21 protein-coding genes are annotated in these 18919 nt (G+C 70.8%); 17 read left to right on the top strand and 4 right to left on the bottom strand.

Annotated elements, in window-relative coordinates:
• Positions 1-121: 121 nt before the first annotated feature.
• From ACWG52_RS16355 to ACWG52_RS16335, 5 genes are all read left to right on the top strand, one after another.
• Complete coding sequence (locus ACWG52_RS16355; RefSeq protein ID WP_237545862.1) at positions 122-469, top strand: peptidase inhibitor family I36 protein; 348 nt, start codon at positions 122-124, stop codon at positions 467-469.
• Between the two features lie 71 nt (positions 470-540).
• Positions 541-1485 (top strand): hypothetical protein, encoded by a 945-nt coding sequence (locus tag ACWG52_RS16350; RefSeq protein WP_453128929.1) that lies wholly within the window; start codon positions 541-543, stop codon positions 1483-1485.
• Positions 1486-1492: 7 nt separating this feature from the next.
• A complete protein-coding gene (locus ACWG52_RS16345; protein ID WP_389808107.1) occupies positions 1493-3037 on the top strand; it encodes a peptidoglycan-binding domain-containing protein in 1545 nt (514 codons plus the stop codon).
• Complete coding sequence (locus tag ACWG52_RS16340; protein WP_389808104.1) at positions 3030-3710, top strand: ABC transporter ATP-binding protein; 681 nt, start codon at positions 3030-3032, stop codon at positions 3708-3710. The genes ACWG52_RS16345 and ACWG52_RS16340 overlap by 8 nt, the downstream gene beginning before the upstream one ends.
• Entirely contained in the window at positions 3700-4956 is a 1257-nt protein-coding gene (locus tag ACWG52_RS16335) for an ABC transporter permease (protein ID WP_453128928.1), read from the top strand. Before ACWG52_RS16340 ends, ACWG52_RS16335 begins: the two co-directional genes overlap by 11 nt.
• A gap of 44 nt (positions 4957-5000) precedes the next feature.
• Here the strand turns inward: ACWG52_RS16335 and ACWG52_RS16330 are convergent, their stop codons facing one another.
• Complete coding sequence (locus tag ACWG52_RS16330; RefSeq protein ID WP_078851388.1) at positions 5001-5600, bottom strand: hypothetical protein; 600 nt, start codon at positions 5598-5600, stop codon at positions 5001-5003.
• 133 nt (positions 5601-5733) lie between these two features.
• Between ACWG52_RS16330 and hemL the strand changes: the two genes are divergently transcribed.
• The 8 genes from hemL (at position 5734) to ACWG52_RS16290 (ending at position 14093) form a co-directional block, all read left to right on the top strand.
• Entirely contained in the window at positions 5734-7056 is a 1323-nt protein-coding gene (hemL, locus tag ACWG52_RS16325; RefSeq protein WP_389808096.1) for a glutamate-1-semialdehyde 2,1-aminomutase, read from the top strand.
• Positions 7053-7751 carry a histidine phosphatase family protein gene (locus ACWG52_RS16320; RefSeq protein ID WP_030722499.1) on the top strand — a complete coding sequence of 233 codons (699 nt, stop codon included), beginning with the start codon at positions 7053-7055 and terminating at the stop codon, positions 7749-7751. Before hemL ends, ACWG52_RS16320 begins: the two co-directional genes overlap by 4 nt.
• A 235-nt stretch (positions 7752-7986) precedes the next feature.
• Complete coding sequence (locus ACWG52_RS16315; RefSeq protein WP_389808092.1) at positions 7987-9222, top strand: polysaccharide deacetylase family protein; 1236 nt, start codon at positions 7987-7989, stop codon at positions 9220-9222.
• A 90-nt stretch (positions 9223-9312) separates the two neighbouring features.
• Positions 9313-9954 carry a TlpA family protein disulfide reductase gene (locus tag ACWG52_RS16310; protein ID WP_389808089.1) on the top strand — a complete coding sequence of 214 codons (642 nt, stop codon included), beginning with the start codon at positions 9313-9315 and terminating at the stop codon, positions 9952-9954.
• Positions 9955-10024: 70 nt separating this feature from the next.
• Entirely contained in the window at positions 10025-10732 is a 708-nt protein-coding gene (locus ACWG52_RS16305) for a cytochrome c biogenesis CcdA family protein (RefSeq protein ID WP_106983103.1), read from the top strand.
• 13 nt (positions 10733-10745) lie between these two features.
• Positions 10746-12464, top strand: coding sequence for a cytochrome c biogenesis protein ResB (resB, locus tag ACWG52_RS16300; protein WP_390168044.1), 1719 nt, complete (start codon positions 10746-10748; stop codon positions 12462-12464).
• Positions 12461-13564, top strand: coding sequence for a c-type cytochrome biogenesis protein CcsB (ccsB, locus tag ACWG52_RS16295; RefSeq protein ID WP_389808084.1), 1104 nt, complete (start codon positions 12461-12463; stop codon positions 13562-13564). Before resB ends, ccsB begins: the two co-directional genes overlap by 4 nt.
• A 25-nt stretch (positions 13565-13589) precedes the next feature.
• Positions 13590-14093 carry an SRPBCC domain-containing protein gene (locus tag ACWG52_RS16290; RefSeq protein WP_389808081.1) on the top strand — a complete coding sequence of 168 codons (504 nt, stop codon included), beginning with the start codon at positions 13590-13592 and terminating at the stop codon, positions 14091-14093.
• On the opposite strand, the gene ACWG52_RS16285 is transcribed toward ACWG52_RS16290, so the two are convergent.
• Positions 14069-14608 carry a hypothetical protein gene (locus ACWG52_RS16285; protein WP_453128927.1) on the bottom strand — a complete coding sequence of 180 codons (540 nt, stop codon included), beginning with the start codon at positions 14606-14608 and terminating at the stop codon, positions 14069-14071. The genes ACWG52_RS16290 and ACWG52_RS16285 overlap by 25 nt on opposite strands.
• Positions 14609-14652: 44 nt before the next feature.
• Positions 14653-15114: a MarR family winged helix-turn-helix transcriptional regulator gene (locus ACWG52_RS16280; protein ID WP_389808076.1), complete on the bottom strand. Its 462-nt coding sequence runs from the start codon at positions 15112-15114 to the stop codon at positions 14653-14655.
• A gap of 100 nt (positions 15115-15214) precedes the next feature.
• Here ACWG52_RS16280 and ACWG52_RS16275 point away from each other — a divergent pair, with 100 nt between their 5' ends.
• On the top strand, positions 15215-15580 hold the full coding sequence (locus ACWG52_RS16275) for a cupin domain-containing protein (RefSeq protein ID WP_389808073.1): 366 nt from the start codon (positions 15215-15217) through the stop codon (positions 15578-15580).
• A 38-nt stretch (positions 15581-15618) separates the two neighbouring features.
• On the opposite strand, the gene ACWG52_RS16270 is transcribed toward ACWG52_RS16275, so the two are convergent.
• Positions 15619-15921 (bottom strand): PLD nuclease N-terminal domain-containing protein, encoded by a 303-nt coding sequence (locus ACWG52_RS16270; protein WP_033224135.1) that lies wholly within the window; start codon positions 15919-15921, stop codon positions 15619-15621.
• Between the two features lie 91 nt (positions 15922-16012).
• Between ACWG52_RS16270 and ACWG52_RS16265 the strand changes: the two genes are divergently transcribed.
• The 3 genes from ACWG52_RS16265 to mqnP are packed head-to-tail and all read left to right on the top strand — an operon-like array spanning position 16013 to position 18878.
• Positions 16013-17470: a menaquinone biosynthesis decarboxylase gene (locus tag ACWG52_RS16265; protein WP_301368058.1), complete on the top strand. Its 1458-nt coding sequence runs from the start codon at positions 16013-16015 to the stop codon at positions 17468-17470.
• Positions 17467-17958, top strand: coding sequence for a hypothetical protein (locus tag ACWG52_RS16260; protein ID WP_453128926.1), 492 nt, complete (start codon positions 17467-17469; stop codon positions 17956-17958). The genes ACWG52_RS16265 and ACWG52_RS16260 overlap by 4 nt, the downstream gene beginning before the upstream one ends.
• A complete protein-coding gene (mqnP, locus tag ACWG52_RS16255; RefSeq protein WP_389808067.1) occupies positions 17955-18878 on the top strand; it encodes a menaquinone biosynthesis prenyltransferase MqnP in 924 nt (307 codons plus the stop codon). Before ACWG52_RS16260 ends, mqnP begins: the two co-directional genes overlap by 4 nt.
• Positions 18879-18919: the final 41 nt, after the last annotated feature.

Here is an 18919-nt window from a genome sequence, read left to right as displayed (position 1 = left end):
CTGATCTCAGCCGACCGGGGGGAAGGGCTTCGGCTGCCCTGCCCTCTCACTGCATCAGTCACCACCCGACCAGGGGGAGTCACGAGTGCTCAGTAAGAGGATTTCGGCCGGATTCATCGCTATGGCGGCCGTGGCCGGCGTCATCGCCGCGGCACCGTCCGCAGCGGCCGTGGACCGAACGTGTTACGACGGCAACTTCTGCATCTACAAGGACCGCAACTACAGCACCGGCAACTCGATGTACCGGACGAAGTACGAGTCCGCCCGCTGGGACATCGACATGCCGGCCGTCTACGAGAACGACAGCTCCTGGTGGAACCGGCGCGGACAGTCGTCCAAGACGTACGGCGGACGCTGGATGACGTTGGGCGTGGAGATCTGCCTCGTCCCCGGTGGTTCCGTGAACTACTACTGGGACGCCAACGACGACGGCGCGAGCAACACCCTGAACGACGGCAGCAGCTGCTGATCACCGCCTGAAGGCCGGGCCGCTCCCGTCTCGCGGGGGCGGCCCGGCCGCACCTTCACGAGGACACGACATTGAAGAAGCGCACCCGGGGAATGACGGCGATCGCGGTGACGGTGCTGCTGGGCGCGGCCGTCTCGGCCTGCTCGGAGGAAGCCCCGCAGGACATGGAGACGGCCCGCAGGGCGCAGGCGGCGCTCGACAGCGCCAACGCGGCGCTGGACCAGGAGCGTGAGGCGGAGACCAAGCTGATCCGCAAGTGCATGAACGACAAGGGCTTCAAGGTCTTCCCGACGGGCGGCACCGCCACCGACACCGGCAAGAAGCGCGGCGAGGACCTCTCCCCGTCGGCCGAGACGGCCCGCACCGTGGGCTACGGGGCGGACCCGCGCAGGTCCGACAACCAGAAGTCCCCCGAGAACATGGACGACTTCGACGCACTGCCCGAGGACGTCAAGCGGGCCCACAGCATGGCCATGGACGGGTACGTCGACAAGCCCGAGGGCGGCGTGGAATTCGACTTCGGCGGCGGCAAGGTCATGGTGCCGTCGAAAGGCTGCCGCGGTGAAACCCTCAAGGCCGTGTACGGGAACGTGAAGGAATACCTCCGGCTCAACTGGACGGTCTACAACAGCGTCAAGCAGAACGGCGCGAATATCCTCGCCGATGACGACGGATATCAGAAAGCGCTCTCCGAGTGGTCCTCCTGCATGAAGGCGGGCGGATATCCGCAGATCGCGACTCCGGAGAAGGCTCGGGAATCGGCGCTCGCGCATTACGCCAATATCGCCGACGGTGACACCGCGGCGCTCGACAACGCGCAGCGTGCGGAGATCAAGCAGGCCACCACCGATGCCGAATGCGGCACGAAGGCCGGTCTCAACACGAAGGCGCGGGAGGCCAAGAGCCGGGCCTCGGCGGCCTCGTTGGTGAAGCACGAGGCGGAGATCACGGCATGGCTGGAACTCATCACGAAGGCCAAGGGCAAGGCCCAGGATCTACTGCGAGAGACGTCCTAATACTGTCATGAGCCTCGAAGACCCCGATGAGACCCAGGTGGGCCGGCCGTCCGCCGGGCGGGCGACTGACGCGCGGCGCAGGTCCCGGCGGGGCCTGGTCGTCGCCGCCGTCGTCCTCGTGCTGTTCGGCAGCTCCGGCTCCGTCTGGTGGATCGCCTCCCAGGCCAGAACCCCGGAGCAGCGTGCCGCCGACGCCGCCGCGCCCCCGCCCTCCCAGATCACGGGGAAGGTGTCCGACCAGCAGCTCGTCGAGAGGATGGAGTTGACCGGGAAGGTCGAGACGGCCTCCCGCACCACCATCACCGGCGGCCGGCCGCAGGGCACCGACCGCGCGGTGGTGACGGCCCTGCCCGCGACCGCGGGCAAGAGCCTCAAGGCCGGGGCCGTCGTCGCGGAGGTGTCGGGGCGGCCGGTCCTGCTGCTCCCGGGGCGCTTCCCCGCGTACCGGGACCTGAAGGCGGGCGACAAGGGGCCGGACGTGCAGCAACTGCAGCGCGCGCTGCAGCCGTTGTACGGGACGGCGGTGAACGGCACGTACGGCCCGGCCACCGTCGAGGCGGTGCGCAAGCTGTACGTGGCGGCCGGGTACGAGGCGCCCGCAGGGCAGGGGCAGAGCACCACCGGGGGAGGTGGTTCCGCCGCCGGCGCGGCCCGCACGGGCGGGGCGGCCGCGGCAGGCGGCACGGCGCCCCGGGGCGGCGCGGAGACCGACGGCGGCACCGGCACGGCTCCCGGCGACGGCGGCAACGGCACGCGGGGCAGCGGCGGCTCGGGTGGGACCGGTGGAGCGAGCACGCCGCCGGCCGCCGGGCCGGCCAAGCCCGGTGAGGTGCTGCCGGCCGCGGAGGTCGCGTACGTCGGCACCCTGCCGGCCACGGTGGTGCAGGTGACCGCGGCGGTCGGGGACGCCGCCGACAAGCCGCTCCTCGTCCTCGGCAGCGGCGGCCGCCAGGTGCGGGCCGTCCTCAGCGCGGACCAGCGCACACGGCTGCGCGATCTGCCGGCCGACGCGGTCATCCGCTTCGGCACCGGCCCGTACGAGGGCCGGGAAGGCGCCCTGGGCTCCCTCGACAGCCCCTCGGACGGCAGGAACGGGGACCAGCAGGGCGGCAGGAGCGGGGGACAGGACGGCGCGGCCACGGCCGGGACGGCGGGAGCGGGCCCGGCGGGCACCGCGGCCGGCAACGGCGGTGGCAACGGCTCCGGTGCCGAGGGCGGTCGGCACGAGGCGCTGTTCGTACCCACCGGCGCGGAGGCCGAGGAGGGTTCCGCCCAGCAGATCGCCGTCGAACTCCGGCGCAGCCCGAAGGGCTCGCTGACCGTCCCGGTGTCGGCCGTCTGGACCGACCTCGGCGGCTCGTCCACGGTCACCGTCACCGAGGGCGGCAAGGAGCGGAACATCCCGGTCGAGGTGCTGTTCACCCACGAGGGCCTCAGCGCGGTCCACGCGCTGGACGAGAACCTCGCCGCCGGCCAGACGGTCGTCCTCGTCCGCCGCGGCAGCCCCGCGGACGGCGGATCCGAGGACGGCTCGGGCGGTACCGATGGCTGAGGAGGAGCCGGCCCCCGTCATCGAGATGACCGGCATCGCGAAGACCTATCCGGGACCGTCGCCCGTGCACGCGCTGGCCGACGTCACGCTCGACATCCGGCCCGGCCGGCTGGCGGCCGTCGTCGGCCCCTCGGGCTCCGGGAAGTCCACGCTGCTGAGCGTGCTCGGACTGCTCGACGTCCCGACCCGCGGCCGGTACCTGCTGCAGGGCCACGACACCACCGCCCTGTCCGAACGCGCCCGCACCGCCCTGCGGGCCTCCACGCTCGGCTTCGTCTTCCAGGCCTTCCACCTGGTCCCGCACCTGACCTGCGTACAGAACGTGGCCCTGCCGCTCGTGCACCTGGGCGTGCCGCGGGCCGAGCGGCGGCCGCAGGCGGTGCGGGCGTTGGAGTCCGTGGGGCTGGGGCACCGGCTCGACGTGAAGCCCACCACCCTCTCCGGCGGGGAACGGCAGCGCGTCGCGGTCGCGCGGGCCATCGTCCACCGGCCGGCGGTCGTGCTGTGCGACGAGCCGACCGGCAACCTGGACACCGCCAACTCGGCCCGCGTCATGGACCTGCTGACCGGACTGGTCGCGCAGGACCGGGCCGTGGTCGTGGTCACCCACGAACAGGACGTCGCGGCCAGGGCCGACCGCGTCTTCAAGGTGGTGGACGGCCGTGTCTCGTAGCCGTACGAGGGGCAAGGCGCAGGCGCGGGAGACCGTGCCGGGAAACCCCCGTACCTCGCCGGCGGATCTGCTCGTCCAGGCGTTCCTCGCGCTGTTCGGCCGACGGTTCCGCACGCTCCTCACCATGGTGGGCATCTCCGTGGGGCTGGCCGCGGCCCTCGCCACGCTCGGCATCACGGCCAGCGCGGCCGGGGCCGTCTCCGACCAGTTCGACGCCCTCAAGGCGACGCGGGTGACGGTCAAGTACCCGTCGGAGGCCGTCGCCGGGGTCCGGCCGCGCCCCGACGGCAGTGACAGCCGGCGCGTGCGCGAGCTCAACGGTGTCCGCAGCGCCGGACTGGTCAGCAGGGCCGGCGAGCAGCCGGCCGTCTCGCGGCTGCCCGGTGGCGAGGCGAACGACCTGCCCGAGGGCACGGTCATGGCCGCGCAGCCCGAAGCGCTGCTCGCCATGTCGGCCGAGCTCACGCGGGGCCGCTGGTTCGACACGGGTCACGAGGCCCGGCGCGAGCGGGTGGCGTTGATCGACACGGCGGCCGCCGCCCGGCTGACCGTGGACGGCGGCGCGGCCAATTCCGTGATCCATGTCAACGGGGTTTCCTTCAGCGTGCTCGGCGTCTTCCGCGCCCCGACCGGCGACACGAACCTCACCGGCTCGGTCGTCGTCCCCTACTGGGCCGCCTCGCAGGATCCGGCGGGACTGAGCTTCGCCCCCGCGGAGATGATCATCCGTACGGATCTTGGGGCCGCCGACCAGGTCGGCGAGGAGGCTCCCTTCGCGCTGGCCCCGGGCGCCCCGGACAAACTCGTCGCGCTGGTGCCGCCGGACCCCCGCTCGCTGCGCCAGGGCGTCGAGTCGCAGACCCGGGCCCTGTTCCTGGGCCTGGCCGCGGTCTCGCTCGGCGTGGGCGCGCTCGGTGTCAGCAACACCGCCTACGTGTCCGTGCTGGAGCGGCGCTCCGAGATCGGCCTGCGCCGGGCCCTGGGCGCCTCGCGGCGGGCGGTCGCCGGACAGTTCTGCATCGAGAGCGGCCTGGTGGGACTGGCCGGTGGGGTGGTGGGCACGGTGCTCGGCGTCCAGATCACGGCGGTGACCTGCCTGGCCAAGAACTGGCTGGTGGTCCTCGACCCCGTCCTGACGGCCGCGGGCCCGCTGGTCGGCCTCGTCGTGGGCCTGGCCGCGGGCCTCTATCCGGCCCTGGCGGCCGCCCGCATCCTGCCCGCCGAAACGCTGCGCGCGGGCGTCTAGAAGAAGGGGGGCGGACCCTTCGGCGTGTTCGGCGTGTCCGGCGGTCAGGGCCAGACGAGGCAGTACGGCTGGTGCCCGGCCTCGTGGAGGCGGTGGCTGAAATCCTGCCATTCGTGGAGCAGCTGGTAGACGTTGAAGGCGTCGCTGGGGCCGCCGCGGTCCGGGACCGTGGACCAGATGAAGGCCGCCGCGCCCACCGATTCCTCGCCGATTCCGCGCAGCGGGTCGACCACGGTCATGGGGAGCTTGACCACCGCGTAGTCGGGGTGGAGGACGACCAGCTCCAGCGGGGGCACCTTGTGGAGGGGTATGCCTTCGATGCCGGTCAGGACCATCGCGGCCACCGTCTCCGGCTTGATCTTGGTGAAGAGGCCGCCCATGCCGAGTTCGTCGCCGCCGAGCTCCTCGGGGCGCATCGTGACCGGGACGCGGGCGGCGGTGGCGCCGTCGGGGGCGCCGAAGTACTTGTACGTCACTCCCATACCGCGGCCTTTGGGCAGGTCGTCGGACGGGGACGTGGGTACGGGGACTGCGTCGGCCGCCTCCGTTCCGCGGCGGCGGTGCTTGCCCCGGCGGCGGGCCTCGCGGGCGCGCTGCGGATCGAGGCCGTCCGTTCCCTCGCCCGGTCCACCACCGCGTTGCATATCTCCACCCGACTGGTCTTGCTTGCCCCGGCCCCGTGGCCCCCGCCACGCAGCCTGATCATCATGGCAGTGACCTCCCCCGGTGCGACGCGGTGAAACGCCCGTCCGCAAGTCTGTCGCGGCCTCTGAGACCATGGCTGGTGTGAGCTACCCGTACCCGTATGAAGCCCCAGTTTCGCAGACGCTCTTCGAGCGCGCCTCCCTCGTGACCCCCGGCGGCGTGAACTCTCCCGTGCGCGCCTTCCGCGCCGTGGGCGGTACGCCCCGGTTCATGGTGTCCGGGACCGGTCCGTACCTCACCGACGCCGACGGTCGTGAGTACGTCGACCTCGTGTGCTCGTGGGGACCGATGATCCTCGGCCATGCGCACCCCGAGGTGATCGAGGCCGTCCAGGCGGCCGTCGCCCGCGGTACCTCCTTCGGTACGCCCGGTGAGGGAGAGGTGGCGCTCGCCGAGGAGATCGTCGCGCGCATCGAACCCGTGGAGCAGGTCCGCCTGGTCTCCTCCGGCACCGAGGCGACCATGTCGGCGATCCGGCTGGCCCGCGGCTTCACCGGTCGCGCCAAGGTCGTGAAGTTCGCCGGCTGCTACCACGGTCACGTGGACGCCCTGCTGGCCGCCGCCGGTTCCGGTTTGGCGACTTTCGCGCTTCCGGACACCCCCGGTGTGACGGGCGCGCAGGCCGGCGACACGATCGTCCTCCCCTACAACGACCTCGAAGCGGTCCGGGCGGCCTTCGCCGCGCATCCCGGTGAGATCGCCTGTGTGATCACCGAGGCCGCGCCCGGCAACATGGGTGTGGTGACCCCCGCCGACGGCTTCAACCAGGGGCTCGCGGACCTGTGCCGGGAGAACGGCGCGCTCTACATCTCCGACGAGGTCATGACCGGCTTCCGGACCTCCCGCGCCGGCTGGTACGGCGTCGACGGGGTCGAGCCCGACCTGATGACCTTCGGCAAGGTCATGGGTGGTGGCTTCCCCGCCGCGGCCTTCGGCGGCCGCGCCGACGTCATGGGCCACCTGGCCCCCGCCGGTCCCGTCTACCAGGCCGGCACGCTCTCGGGTAACCCGATCGCGACCGCCGCCGGTCTCGCGCAGCTGCGCCTGCTCGACGCGGCCGCGTACGAGAAGGTCGACGCGGTCTCGAAGGAGATCCAGGGCCTGGTCACCGGCGCGCTCACCAAGGAGGGCGTGGCGCACCGGCTGCAGACCGCGTCCAACATGTTCTCCGTCTTCTTCACCGAGGACGAGGTGCGCAACTACGACGACGCCAAGAAGCAGGAGAGCTTCCGCTTCAACGGGTTCTTCCACTCGATGCTGGCGCAGGGCGTGTACCTGCCGCCGTCCGCCTTCGAGTCCTGGTTCGTCTCCACCGCCCACGACGAGAAGGCGATCGAGCGCATCGCGGCGGCGCTGCCGGCCGCCGCCCGAGCCGCCGCGGAGGCCACCGCATGAGCAGCAGCGCCACGCCCGCCACCCCCGAGCTCACCGTCGTGCACCTGGTGCGCCACGGCGAGGTGCACAACCCCGACGGGGTGCTCTACGGGCGCCGTGACGGCTATCACCTGTCCGAGCTGGGCCGGCAGATGGCGGACCGGGTCGCGGACCACCTCAAGGGTCGCGACATCGCCTACGTGGTGTCCTCCCCGCTGGAGCGGGCGCAGGAGACGGCGGAGCCGATCGCCAAGGTCCACGGCCTGGATCTGGCGACCGACGCGCGTCTGCTGGAGGCGGAGAACGTCTTCGAGGGCAAGACCTTCGGGGTCGGCGACGGCGCGCTGCGCAAGCCCGGCAACTGGAAGCACCTGACGAACCCGTTCAAGCCGTCGTGGGGCGAGCCCTACGTCGAGCAGGTGGTCCGGATGATGAGCGCGCTGGAGGCGGCGCGCGACGCGGCCCGTGGTCGGGAGGCGGTGGCGGTCAGCCACCAGCTGCCGATCTGGATCGTGCGCAGCTTCGCGGAGAAGCGTCGGCTGTGGCACGACCCGCGGCGCCGGCAGTGCACGTTGGCCTCGATGACCTCCTTCACCTTCCAGGGCGACAAGCTGGTGTCGGTGGGGTACAGCGAGCCGGCCCGGGATCTGGTGCCGGCTCACCTGCTGGCCGGGGCCAAGCCGGTGAAGGGCGCGTCCAAGGCGTTCGGCGCCTGACCCCTGTTCGGTCGGAGCCCGATCCGTGCCCGACGGGTGCCTGATCCGGGCCCGGCCGGGCCGGTCGGGTCGGGCCGATCAGGTCTTGATCGGCCGACTGTTACAGGCCGTTACGGTTCTGCCCAACTAAAGACAAGTCGCGCGGGAATCACCGTGTCAGCTCGCATGTCCGAACCGATTGTCCGTTTATATGGACTTCGGCTCGGTATGGGTGGTCGACAGTGGGGACGGTGACATGCGCGACATCAGGGGAGTCAGTCGGAGGGGGCTGCTGGGACTGGGACTTGGTGCGGCCGCCGCGATGGGAATCGCGGGCTGCGGCTCATCGGACACGTCCGGTCCCGGCTCTCCCGGACCCGTCAGGAACCCGAAGCCCGGCGAGAAGCCGGCGGCCAGGCCGATCGGTGACGGCTCCACCGCCGACACCGGACCGCAGCCGAATCAACCGGACGCGCCCGTGCCGCTCCAGCCGGGCGAGACCCCGCCGCAGTTCGTCGTCTTCAGCTGGGACGGCGCGGGGGAGATCGGCAACGGTCTCTTCCCGCGCTTCCTCAAGCTCGCCAAGGACCACGGCGCGGCCATGACCTTCTTCCTCTCCGGCATCTATCTGCTGCCCGAGTCGAAGCGGCACCTCTACCGGCCGCCGAACAACCCCGTCGGGGCCTCGGACATCGGCTACCTCAAGGACGAGAACGTCCGCTCCACCCTCACGCACGTCCGCCAGGCCTGGCTGGACGGGCACGAGATAGGGACCCACTTCAACGGCCACTTCTGCGCCGGATCCGGCTCGGTCGGCCGGTGGACCCCGCAGGACTGGGAGACCGAGATCGAGCAGGCCGTGTCGTTCGTCACCAACTGGCGCACGAACACCGGATTCACCGATGTCGAACCCCTGCCGTTCGACTACGCCAAGGAGCTGAAGGGCGCCCGCACCCCCTGCCTGCTCGGCCGGGACGGCCTCCTGCCGACGGCTCGGCGGCTGGGCTGGCGCTACGACTCCAGCTCGCCCGGCGGCCTCCAGGTCTGGCCGGTGCGCAGGTCCGGCATCTGGGACCTGCCGCTGCAGTCCCTGCCGTTCCCCGGGCACTCCTTCGAGGTCCTCTCGATGGACTACAACATCCTCGCGAACCAGTCGAAGAACACGACCCAGGGCGTCCCCGCCAACTACCCGGGCTGGCGCGCCCAGGCCACGGCCACCTATCTGGGCGGCTTCCGGCGGGCGTACGAGACGAACCGCGCGCCCCTGTTCATCGGCAACCACTTCGAGCAGTGGAACGGCGGCATCTACATGGACGCCGTCGAGGAGGCACTCAAGGGCATGGCGGACAAAAGGGATGTAAGGCTCGTATCCTTCCGGCAGTTCACCGACTGGCTGGAGGTCCAGGACCCCAAGGTGCTCGCCAGGCTCCAGGGCCTCGGCCCCGGCCGGTCGCCGGCCGGCGGCTGGAGCGCGTACCTGACCGCCGCCTGACCGGGGCGGCGGAGCGTCGCCCGACCAGGGCGCGCACACCGCCCCGGGGGGCGCGGAAGATCGACGAATTGCTCATGCGAAACTTTTCACATGAGCCTTGTCCGCGCGCGTATCCGTCGTAGTAGCCGCCGCACGACCGGCGGCCGTGCCACCCTGCTGGCGGTGGCGACCCTGGCCGGTGCCCTCACGCTGTCGGCGTGCGGGGGTTCGGACGGCGGCAAGCCGGTCACCGGCTCCGGCGGCAACTACGTCACGGGTGCGAGCGGCATCTCCACCGTGTCCCGGGCGGAGCGCGCCGAGGCCCCCAAGCTCGACGGCGAGACCGTCCGCGACGAGACCCTCGACACCACCACGCTCAAGGGCAAGGTCGTGGTCCTCAACGTGTGGGGCTCCTGGTGCCCGCCGTGCCGCAACGAGGCCAAGTACTTCGCGACGGTGTCCAAGGAATACGCCGACGCCGGCAAGGACGTCGCCTTCGTCGGGATCAACACGCGCGACAACAGCAAACAGAGCGCGATCTCCTTCGAGGAGAACTACGGAATCACCTACCCGAGCCTCTTCGACCCCGCCGGGAAGCTGATGCTCCGCTTCCCCAAGGGCACGCTCAACCCCAACGCCATCCCCTCCACGATCATCCTCGACAAGGACGGCAGGATCGCCGCCCGCACCCTGGCACCGATCAACGACGAGCAGCTGCGGTCGATGATCGACCCGGTCCTCGCGGAGAAGTGACCACGTGGTCGCGTACGTCCTCGCCGCCGAGGCCACCGGCGTGAACACGACGGTCCTGAACGGCGCGCTGATGCTGGCGCTCCCCGTCTCGCTGCTCGCCGGCCTGGTCTCCTTCTTCTCGCCCTGCGTGCTCCCGCTGGTCCCCGGCTACCTGTCGTACGTGACCGGCGTCAGCGGCGCCGACCTGGCCGAGGCCCGGCGGGGGCGGATGCTGGCCGGAGCGCTCCTGTTCATCGCAGGCTTCACGGCGGTCTTCGTCTCCACCGGCGCGCTCTTCGGCTACTTCGGAGAGACCCTCCGGGAGAACAACGAGATCATCTCCCGGGTCCTGGGCGGCCTGGTGATCGTTCTCGGTCTCTTCTTCATGGGCGCGATTCCGGGTCTGACGATGCGGGAGTTCCGCTTCCACAAGAAGCCGACGGCCGGCCTGATCGGCGCCCCGCTGCTCGGCGTCCTGTTCGGTGTCGGCTGGACCCCCTGCATGGGCCCGACCCTCGCCGCCGTCACCACGCTCTCCCTCGACCAGGCCAGCGCCGGTCGCGGCGCACTGCTGACCGTCGCCTACTGCCTCGGACTCGGCCTGCCGTTCATCCTCACCGCGATCGCCTTCCGCAAGGCGCTCGGTGCGTTCGGCTGGGTGAAGAAGCACTATGCATGGGTGATGCGCATCGGCGGAGGCATGCTGATCCTGACCGGTCTGCTGCTCGTCACAGGAATGTGGGCCAGCATCGTCAGCGACATGCAGAGCTGGACCCAAAGCTTCACGGTGGGGATCTGAGGACTAAAAGCACATGAGTACGACAGACAAAGCGACCACCGAGACGTCCGACGAGGCCTCGCCCGCGTCCGCCGCGGCGGACTCCGCCGACGCCGCCGCCGGTGCCCAGCTCTCCACCGCCCCGCTGGACGACAGCCCCACCGGGCCGGCCGTCGGCATCGGTGTGATCGGCTGGGCCCGCTGGTTCTGGCGACAGCTCACCTCCATGCGGGTGGCGCTGATCCTGCTCTTCCTGCTGTCCCTGGGCGCCATCCCCGGCTCCCTCGTCCCGCAGAACAACGTCGACGCCCTGAAGGTCGTCGACTGGAAGCGGGAGCACTCCTCCTGGGTCGGTGTCGCCGAGAAGCTCCAGCTCTTCGACGTCTACAGCTCGGTGTGGTTCTCCGCGATCTACCTGCTGCTGTTCATCTCGCTCATCGGCTGCATCGTGCCGCGCTCCTGGCAGTTCGTCGGCCAGCTCCGCGGCCGCCCGCCGGCCGCGCCCCGACGCCTCGACAGGCTGCCCGCCCACACCACCTGGCGCACCGACAAGACCCCGGACGAGGTCCTCGCGCACGCGCGCACGGTCCTCCGCGGCAGCCGCTTCCGCACCGAGGCCGGCGAGGGCCACGTGGCGGCGGAGAAGGGCTACCTCCGCGAGGCCGGGAACCTGATCTTCCACGTCGCGCTGATCGTGATGCTGGTGGCCTTCGCCTGGGGCCAGTACTTCAAGTCCGAGGGCGGGAAGCTGGTCCTGCGCGGCACCGGCTTCTCGAACACGCTCACCCAGTACGACGACTTCAAGTCCGGCACCCTCTTCGACCCGGACGACCTGCCGCCCTTCAGCTTCACGCTGGACCGGTTCGACGCCACGTACGAGATGACCGGCCCGCAGCGGGGCACCCCGCGCGACTTCAAGGCGTACGTCACCTTCTCGGACGGCGCCCACGGCACACCGCGCAAGCGTGAGATCCAGGTCAACAAGCCCCTGGAGGTGGACGGCTCCAAGGTCTACCTGCTCGGTCACGGCTACGCGCCGATCGTCTCGGTGACCGACCCCACCGGCAAGGTGATCTTCAAGGACGCCGTGCCGGTGCTCCCGCAGGACGCCAACCTCACCTCCACCGGAGCCATCAAGGTCACCGACGGCTACAAGGACAAGGACGGCAAGAAGGAACAGCTCGGCTTCAACGCCGTCTTCGTGCCCAGCTTCGCCGGCGAGGGCATGGGCACGATGTTCTCGCAGTTCCCCGCCCTCCTGAACCCGCAGCTCATGCTCAACGCCTGGCACGGCAGCCTCGGCGTGGACTCGGGTCTGCCGCAGAACGTCTACCGGCTCACCACCACCAAGATGGAGTCCTTCAAGGACGAGTCGGGCCAGCAGTTCAAGCAGAAGCTGGCGCCCGGCGACACGATGACCCTCCCGAACGGGGCGGGCACCGTGAAGTTCGAGGGCATCGAGCGATGGGCCACCTTCTCCGTCACCCACCAGCCCGGCAGCGGCCTCGCCCTCGCGGGTGCGATCGCCGCCATCGCGGGCCTGGCCGGATCGCTGTTCATCCAGCGCCGCCGGATCTGGGTCCGCGCGGTGACCGGCAAGGACGGCGTGACCGTCGTCGAGATGGCGGGCCTGGGCCGCAGCGAGTCCACCAAGCTCCCGCAGGAGCTCGCGGAGCTCGCCGCCCAGCTGCACCAGCAGGCGCCCACGGCGTCTGATCCTGTTGAAGAAACCCCTGAAGGAGAGCGCGGATGACGCCGCTCGCAGCCGCAGCCAACGAGAACCTGGCTGAGATCAGCAACTACCTGATCTATTCGTCGATGGCGGTCTACATGCTCGCCTTCTTCGCGCACATCGCCGAGTGGACCTTCGGCAGCCGCAGCAAGGTGGGCCGGACGGCCGCCGCGCTGACCGGCGCCAAGGAGACCGCCGCGGCCGGGGCGGCCGCGGCCGCCCCCACCGTGCAGGTCCGCGGCAAGGGCGGGGCCACCGCCGTCCTCGACCAGCCCAAGGTCACCACCCGATCCGCGTCCGGCGCCCGCGACGTCCCGGACGGCCCCGGCGCCGCCGGCGGCACCGTGCAGGGCGACCTGTACGGGCGGATCGCGATCTCGCTGACCGCGCTCGCCTTCCTCGTCGAGGCGGCCGGCGTGGTCGCCCGCGCCCTGTCGGTGCAGCGGGCCCCCTGGGGCAACATGTACGAGTTCTCGATCACCTTCTCCACGGTGGCCGTCGGCGCGTACCTGGTGCTGCTCGCCCTGAAGAAGAACGTCCGCTGGCTCGGCCTGATCCTGGTCACCACCGTGCTGCTGGACCTCGGTATCGCCGTCACCTGGCTCTACACCGACAGCGACCAGCTGGTCCCGGCCCTGCACTCGTACTGGCTGTGGATCCACGTCTCCACCGCGATCTTCTGCGGCGCCGTCTTCTACATCGGCGCCGCGGGCGCGGTCCTCTACCTCTTCCGCGACTCCTACGAGAGCCGGCTGGAGGCGGGCGGCACGCCGGGCAGGATCCGCAGCTCGATCCTGGAGCGGCTGCCCTCCGCGGCCTCCCTCGACAAGTTCTCGTACCGCATCAACGCGGCCGTCTTCCCGCTGTGGACCTTCACGATCATCGCGGGCGCGATCTGGGCCGGCGACGCCTGGGGCCGCTACTGGGGCTGGGACCCCAAGGAGGTCTGGTCCTTCGTCACCTGGGTGGCCTACGCCTGCTACCTGCACGCCCGTGCCACCGCCGGCTGGAAGGGCCGCAAGGCCGCGTACCTCGCGCTCTTCGCCTTCGCCTGCTGGATCTGGAACTACTACGGCGTGAACATCCTGCTCAGCGGCAAGCACTCGTACGCGGGCGTCTGACCGGCGGGAGTGGGACGCTGGTGGCATGACTCTCGTGAGCCATGCCACCAGCGAACAGCGGGGCGAGGACCACTGGCTGCTCCGCTTCGAGCTGCACCTGCCGCACGCCTACGCCGCCCTGTGGCCCGCCCTGACCACGCCGGACGGGCTGCGCGGCTGGCTGGCGGCGGCGGACGTCCTGGAGCGCCGGCTCGGTGGGGCGATCACGCTGCGGTGGCTGAACACCCAGGCCGTGGTGACCGGGCGGGTCACCGCCTGGGACGTGGAGCGGGTCGCCGAGTACACGGTCACCGAACACGGGCGGATCCGCTTCCACCTGGAGCCCGTCGGGACCGATTCGACCGTGATCCGCTTCGTGAACGAGCGGCGCGGTTCGGAGCAGGAGCGCCTGGACCGCCTGGCCGGCTGGCACGAGCACTTCGAGCTGCTGGACGCCGCACTGGCCGGGCGACCGGCGGACTGGTCCGCCTGGACGGACGCCCGCTGGTCGACGCTGCGCGAGGCCTACGCCTCCTTCTCCAGCACGTAGGTGACCTTGTCGCTCCAGTGCCCGATGTAGAAGTACAGCTCCAGCAGGCCGCGCTCGTCGCGCCGTAGCTCGAACATCCAGGTGTAGGACTCGGGCGGTGGCGCCGCCTCCCGCTGCGTACCGTCCCAGGCCTCGGCGACGGACCGCCACTCGGCGCCGAAGCGCTCGGGCAGGTAGAGCCGGACGTGCTGGCCAGGGGTCCGGCCGGCCGGTTGGTCGGCGGTCAGCTCCCAGGTGGCGGGGCCGGAGATGCGCCAGTCGCGGTCGTAGTCCGCCTCCTGCCCGTCGAGCAGGGTGACCTCGGCCGTACCGTCGGCCCGGAAGACGACCTCGGCCCCCTCGGCGTACCTCCAGGTACCGGCGATCTGCGAGGACCGGGCGTTCTCGACGGGGCCCCGGCTCACCTGCGCCGGCGCACCGCAGCCGGTCAGGGCGAGCAGGGCGGCGACGGTCCCGTACGTGAGCAGATCGCGCAGGACCGTGCGGCCGGTCCTGCGCCTGCTGTTCTTCGGCATGTGATCAGTGTGGCAGCGTTATTGAACATGTTCAATAGTTTTGCTCACCACACCGGGCGCAGCGGCGGCAGCGGCCCCTCCCCGTGGAAGGTGCGCACGACCTCCCCGAGTCCCGCGCGCAGGGCGGTGAGATCGGTGCCGCGGCCCAGTTCGGCCTCCAGCTCGTGCAGGATCCGGCCCGCGACGGCGAGATGGTCGCGGGCCGCCGAGGTGAGGACGACCAGTTTGCGGCGGCCGCCCTCGGGGTGCGGTTCGCGGTGGACGTAGCCGCGCTTCTCCAGGTCGTCGACGATCTGTCCGGCGGCCTGTTTGGTCACCCCGAGCCGCTCGGCGAGCTCGGTGGCGGTGGCGCCGACGCCTTGGAGGGCCTGGAAGGCCATGCCGTGCACCGGTCGCAGGTCCGGGTATCCGGCCTCGGCGACGCGTCGGGTGAACTCTCCCAGCAGCGCCTGGAAGCCCAGGCCGAGCAGGAACAGCAGCTCGACGCCCTCGTTCTCGTCTCTCATCACGCAAATATGGTGACACGGTTGAGTCAAGCTGCTTTACTCAGTCGAAGTAAAGGAGCTTTACTCGCATGTCATCGGAAGACGAGGTCCTGCCTTGCACGTGATCAGCCCTGCCCCCGAGAACGTCACCGCCACCCCCAACGCCACCATGACCGGCTTCGCCGCCCCCAGCCGCGGCAGCGCCGAGCTCAGCAGCTGGCAGGTGGCCATGCCCGCCGGCAGCACCGGCCCCGAACACTCCGTCAGCCGCGAGCAGGTGTGGACCCTGACCGCCGGCGCCCTGGAGGTCACCTGCGACGGCCGCACCGAGAAGGTCACCGCCGGCCGGACCCTGGTCCTGCCCCCGGACGTGCTGCGCCGCATCCACTCCGTCGAGACCTTCGAGGCCTACGTCGTGATGCGCGCCGACGGCGTGGTCACGGTCCCCGGGGAGGAGGGCACCCGCGTACTGCCGTGGGCCCGGTAGGGGGCCCTGCGGGACCCTGGCCCGGCCCGGACTCGGACCTAGTCCTTGTCCTTGTCCTGGTCCTTCTTCTCCTGCTCGTCGCGCAGCGACTTCAGGAACTCAGGGTTGTCGTCGGGCGCCACCCACTGCGTCCGGCGCGCCCGCCCGCCGCCGCCCGAGGCCACCCGGTCCTTGCCCGCGAACAGCCACACGACCGGCCCCACGATGGAGAAGAGCAGGATGATGATCACCCAGACCACCTTGGGGAGGTGCTTGACCTCCGACTCCGGCGTGTTCAGGCAGTCGATGAAGGCGTAGATGGTCAGCGCGAGGATCAGCAGGAACGGCAGATAGCGCAGCACGGTGTGGGACCGACTCCCAGTCAGTGACGGGGGGCCCGCGTCAGGGCCCCGGTGACGCCTCCAGGGTAGTTGGTGACGGATACTGACCCCTATGGCTTACGACGATCTCCGCTCGCTGCTCCGGGCCCTGGAGCGGGAGGGCGACCTCAAGCGCATCAAGGCCGAAGTCGACCCGTATCTGGAGGTCGGGGAGATCGTCGACAGAGTGAACAAGGCGGGAGGCCCGGCACTCCTCTTCGAGAACGTCAGGGGCTCGGCGATGCCGCTGGCCATGAACGTCTTCGGCACCGACCGCCGCCTCCTGAAGGCCCTCGGCCTCAAGTCGTACGGCGAGATCAGCGAGAAGATCGGCGGCCTGCTCAAGCCGGAACTCCCGCAGGGCTTCATCGGGGTCCGCGAGGCATTCGGCAAGCTCGGCTCGATGGTGCACGTGCCGCCGAAGAAGGTGAAGGGCGACTCCGCGCCTGTCCAGGAGGTCGTCCTCACCGGCGACGACGTGGACCTCGACCAGCTCCCGGCCCTCTTCACCTGGCCCAAGGACGGCGGGGACTTCTTCAACCTCGGCCTGACCCACACCAAGCACCCCGAGACCGGCGTCCGCAACCTCGGCCTCTACCGGCTGCAGCGCCACGACAAGCGCACCATCGGCATGCACTGGCAGATCCACAAGGACAGCCGCAACCACTACGCCGTCGCCGCCGCGAAGGGTGAACGGCTGCCGGTCGCCATCGCCTTCGGTTGCCCGCCCGCCGTCACGTACGCGTCCACCGCGCCGCTGCCGGGCGACATCGACGAGTACCTCTTCGCCGGCTTCGTCGCGGGCAAGCGGATCGAGATGGTCGACTGCAAGACGGTCCCGCTCCAGGTCCCGGCCAACGCGGAAGTCGTGATCGAGGGTTGGCTGGAGCCCGGCGAGATGCTCCCGGAGGGTCCCTTCGGCGACCACACCGGCTTCTACACCCCGCAGGAGCCCTTCCCGGCCCTGAAGATCGACTGCGTGACGATGCGCAGGCGTCCGCTCATCCAGTCGATCGTCGTCGGCCGCCCGCCGACCGAGGACGGTCCGCTCGGTCGCGCGACGGAGCGGTTCTTCCTGCCCCTGCTCAAGATCATCGTGCCGGACATCGTGGACTACCACCTCCCGGAATCGGGCGGCTTCCACAACTGCGCGATCGTCTCGATCGACAAGAAGTACCCGAAGCACGCGCAGAAGGTCATGCACGCCATCTGGGGCGCGCACATGATGTCGCTGACCAAGCTGATCATCGTGGTCGACAAGGACTGCGACGTCCACGACCTGCACGAGGTCTCCTGGCGGGCGCTCGGCAACACCGACTACTCCCGCGACCTCACCGTCGTCGAAGGACCGGTGGACCACCTGGACCACGCCTCGTACCAGCAGTTCTGGGGTGGCAAGGCCGGCATCGACGCCACCAAGAAACTGCCCGAGGAGGGCTACACCCGCGACGGCGGCTGGCCCGACATGGTCGAGTCCGACCCGGCGACCGCCGCCCTCGTGGACCGCCGCTGGAAGGAGTACGGACTGTGAGCCCGATCGTTGTGGGCGGCCCCGCCCTGTTCCTGGGCGACGACACGCCCTGCGTGGCACTGGTACGCCCCGACCTCGACGTGAACGACCCTGGGCTGCGCCTCGCGGCCGAGCAGGCCGGGGTCACCCCCGAGGAGTTCGCCGGGGAGTCCGGCGTCTGGCAGGTCATGGCCGACCGTACGGACGGCGAGGGGCGGACCTTCGCGCTGCCCGAGCTCACCGACGACGAGGCCGCGGTCTTCGCGGACGAGCTGCTGTACGCGCTGGCCGGCGCGGGCGACGCCGAACTCGAACTGGCCGACGGCATCATCGTCCTGTCCGTCCGCCCCGCCGGTGACGACCGCGTCTCCCTGAGCGCCCGGGTCGTACCGCCGGCCGGCTCCGAGGAGCCGGGGTCGCCGACCGGACTGCTGGACGTGGAGCTCGGCACGCTGGCGGTCGCCGAGGTCCGCGAGCACGTCGTCGAGTTCCACCGGAGCGTCGCATGACATCGGCAGCCGAAGGGGTCCTCGGTCCCGGGCCCGCCGCGCCGCAGGTCGGGAAGGTCAAGGCCTTTCTCAGACTCGTCCTGATCGAGCACTCGGTCTTCGCGCTGCCCTTCGCCTACATCGCCGCGTTCACCGCGATGTTCCAGCTCGACCGGCGCGTCCACTGGGGCGTCCTGCTCCTGGTCACCATCTGCATGGTGGGACTGCGGACCTTCGCGATGGCCGCCAACCGCATCATCGACCGCGAGATCGACGCCCGTAACCCGCGCACGGCCGGCCGTGAGCTGGTCACCGGCGCGGTCTCGGTCCGCGCGGCCTGGACCGGCGCCGGGATCGCGCTCCTGGTCTTCCTCGGTTCGGCGGCGCTGCTGAACCCGCTGTGCCTGGCGCTCGCGCCGGTCGCCGTGATCCCGATGGTGGTCTACCCGTACGGCAAGCGGTTCACGAACTTCCCGCACGCCATCCTGGGCCTGGCCCAGGCCATGGGCCCGGTCGGGGCCTGGCTCGCGGTCACCGGCGAGTGGTCCTGGGACGCGGTGATCCTGGGCCTGGCCGTGGGCGTGTGGATCGGCGGCTTCGATCTGATCTTCGGCTGCCAGGACGTGGCCGCCGACCGCGCGGAGGGCGTCAAGTCCGTCCCGGCCCGCTTCGGCGTCCCGGCCGCGCTCTGGGGCGCCCGCGGCGCGCACGTCGTGACCACGCTCCTGCTGGCCTGGTACGCGCTGGCCACGGACGCGGGCGCGCTGTTCTGGATCGGCCTGGCGATCGTCGTCGCCGCCTTCCTCTACGAGCACACGATCGTGAAGCCGCACGACCTGTCCCGCCTGAACCGGGCCTTCTTCACGGTCAACGGCTTCATCGGGATCGCCCTGTTCGTGTGCGCCCTGGCCGACCTGGCCGTACGAGGCCTGACCCTCTAGGCGTCCGGGCCGCCGGGCCGCCGAGCCGCCGGGCGGCTGCG

This window comes from Streptomyces sp. CLCI03, from assembly GCF_053615355.1.
Note: the sequence above shows the minus strand (reverse complement) of the source record. Positions and strands in the feature narration are given on the sequence as shown.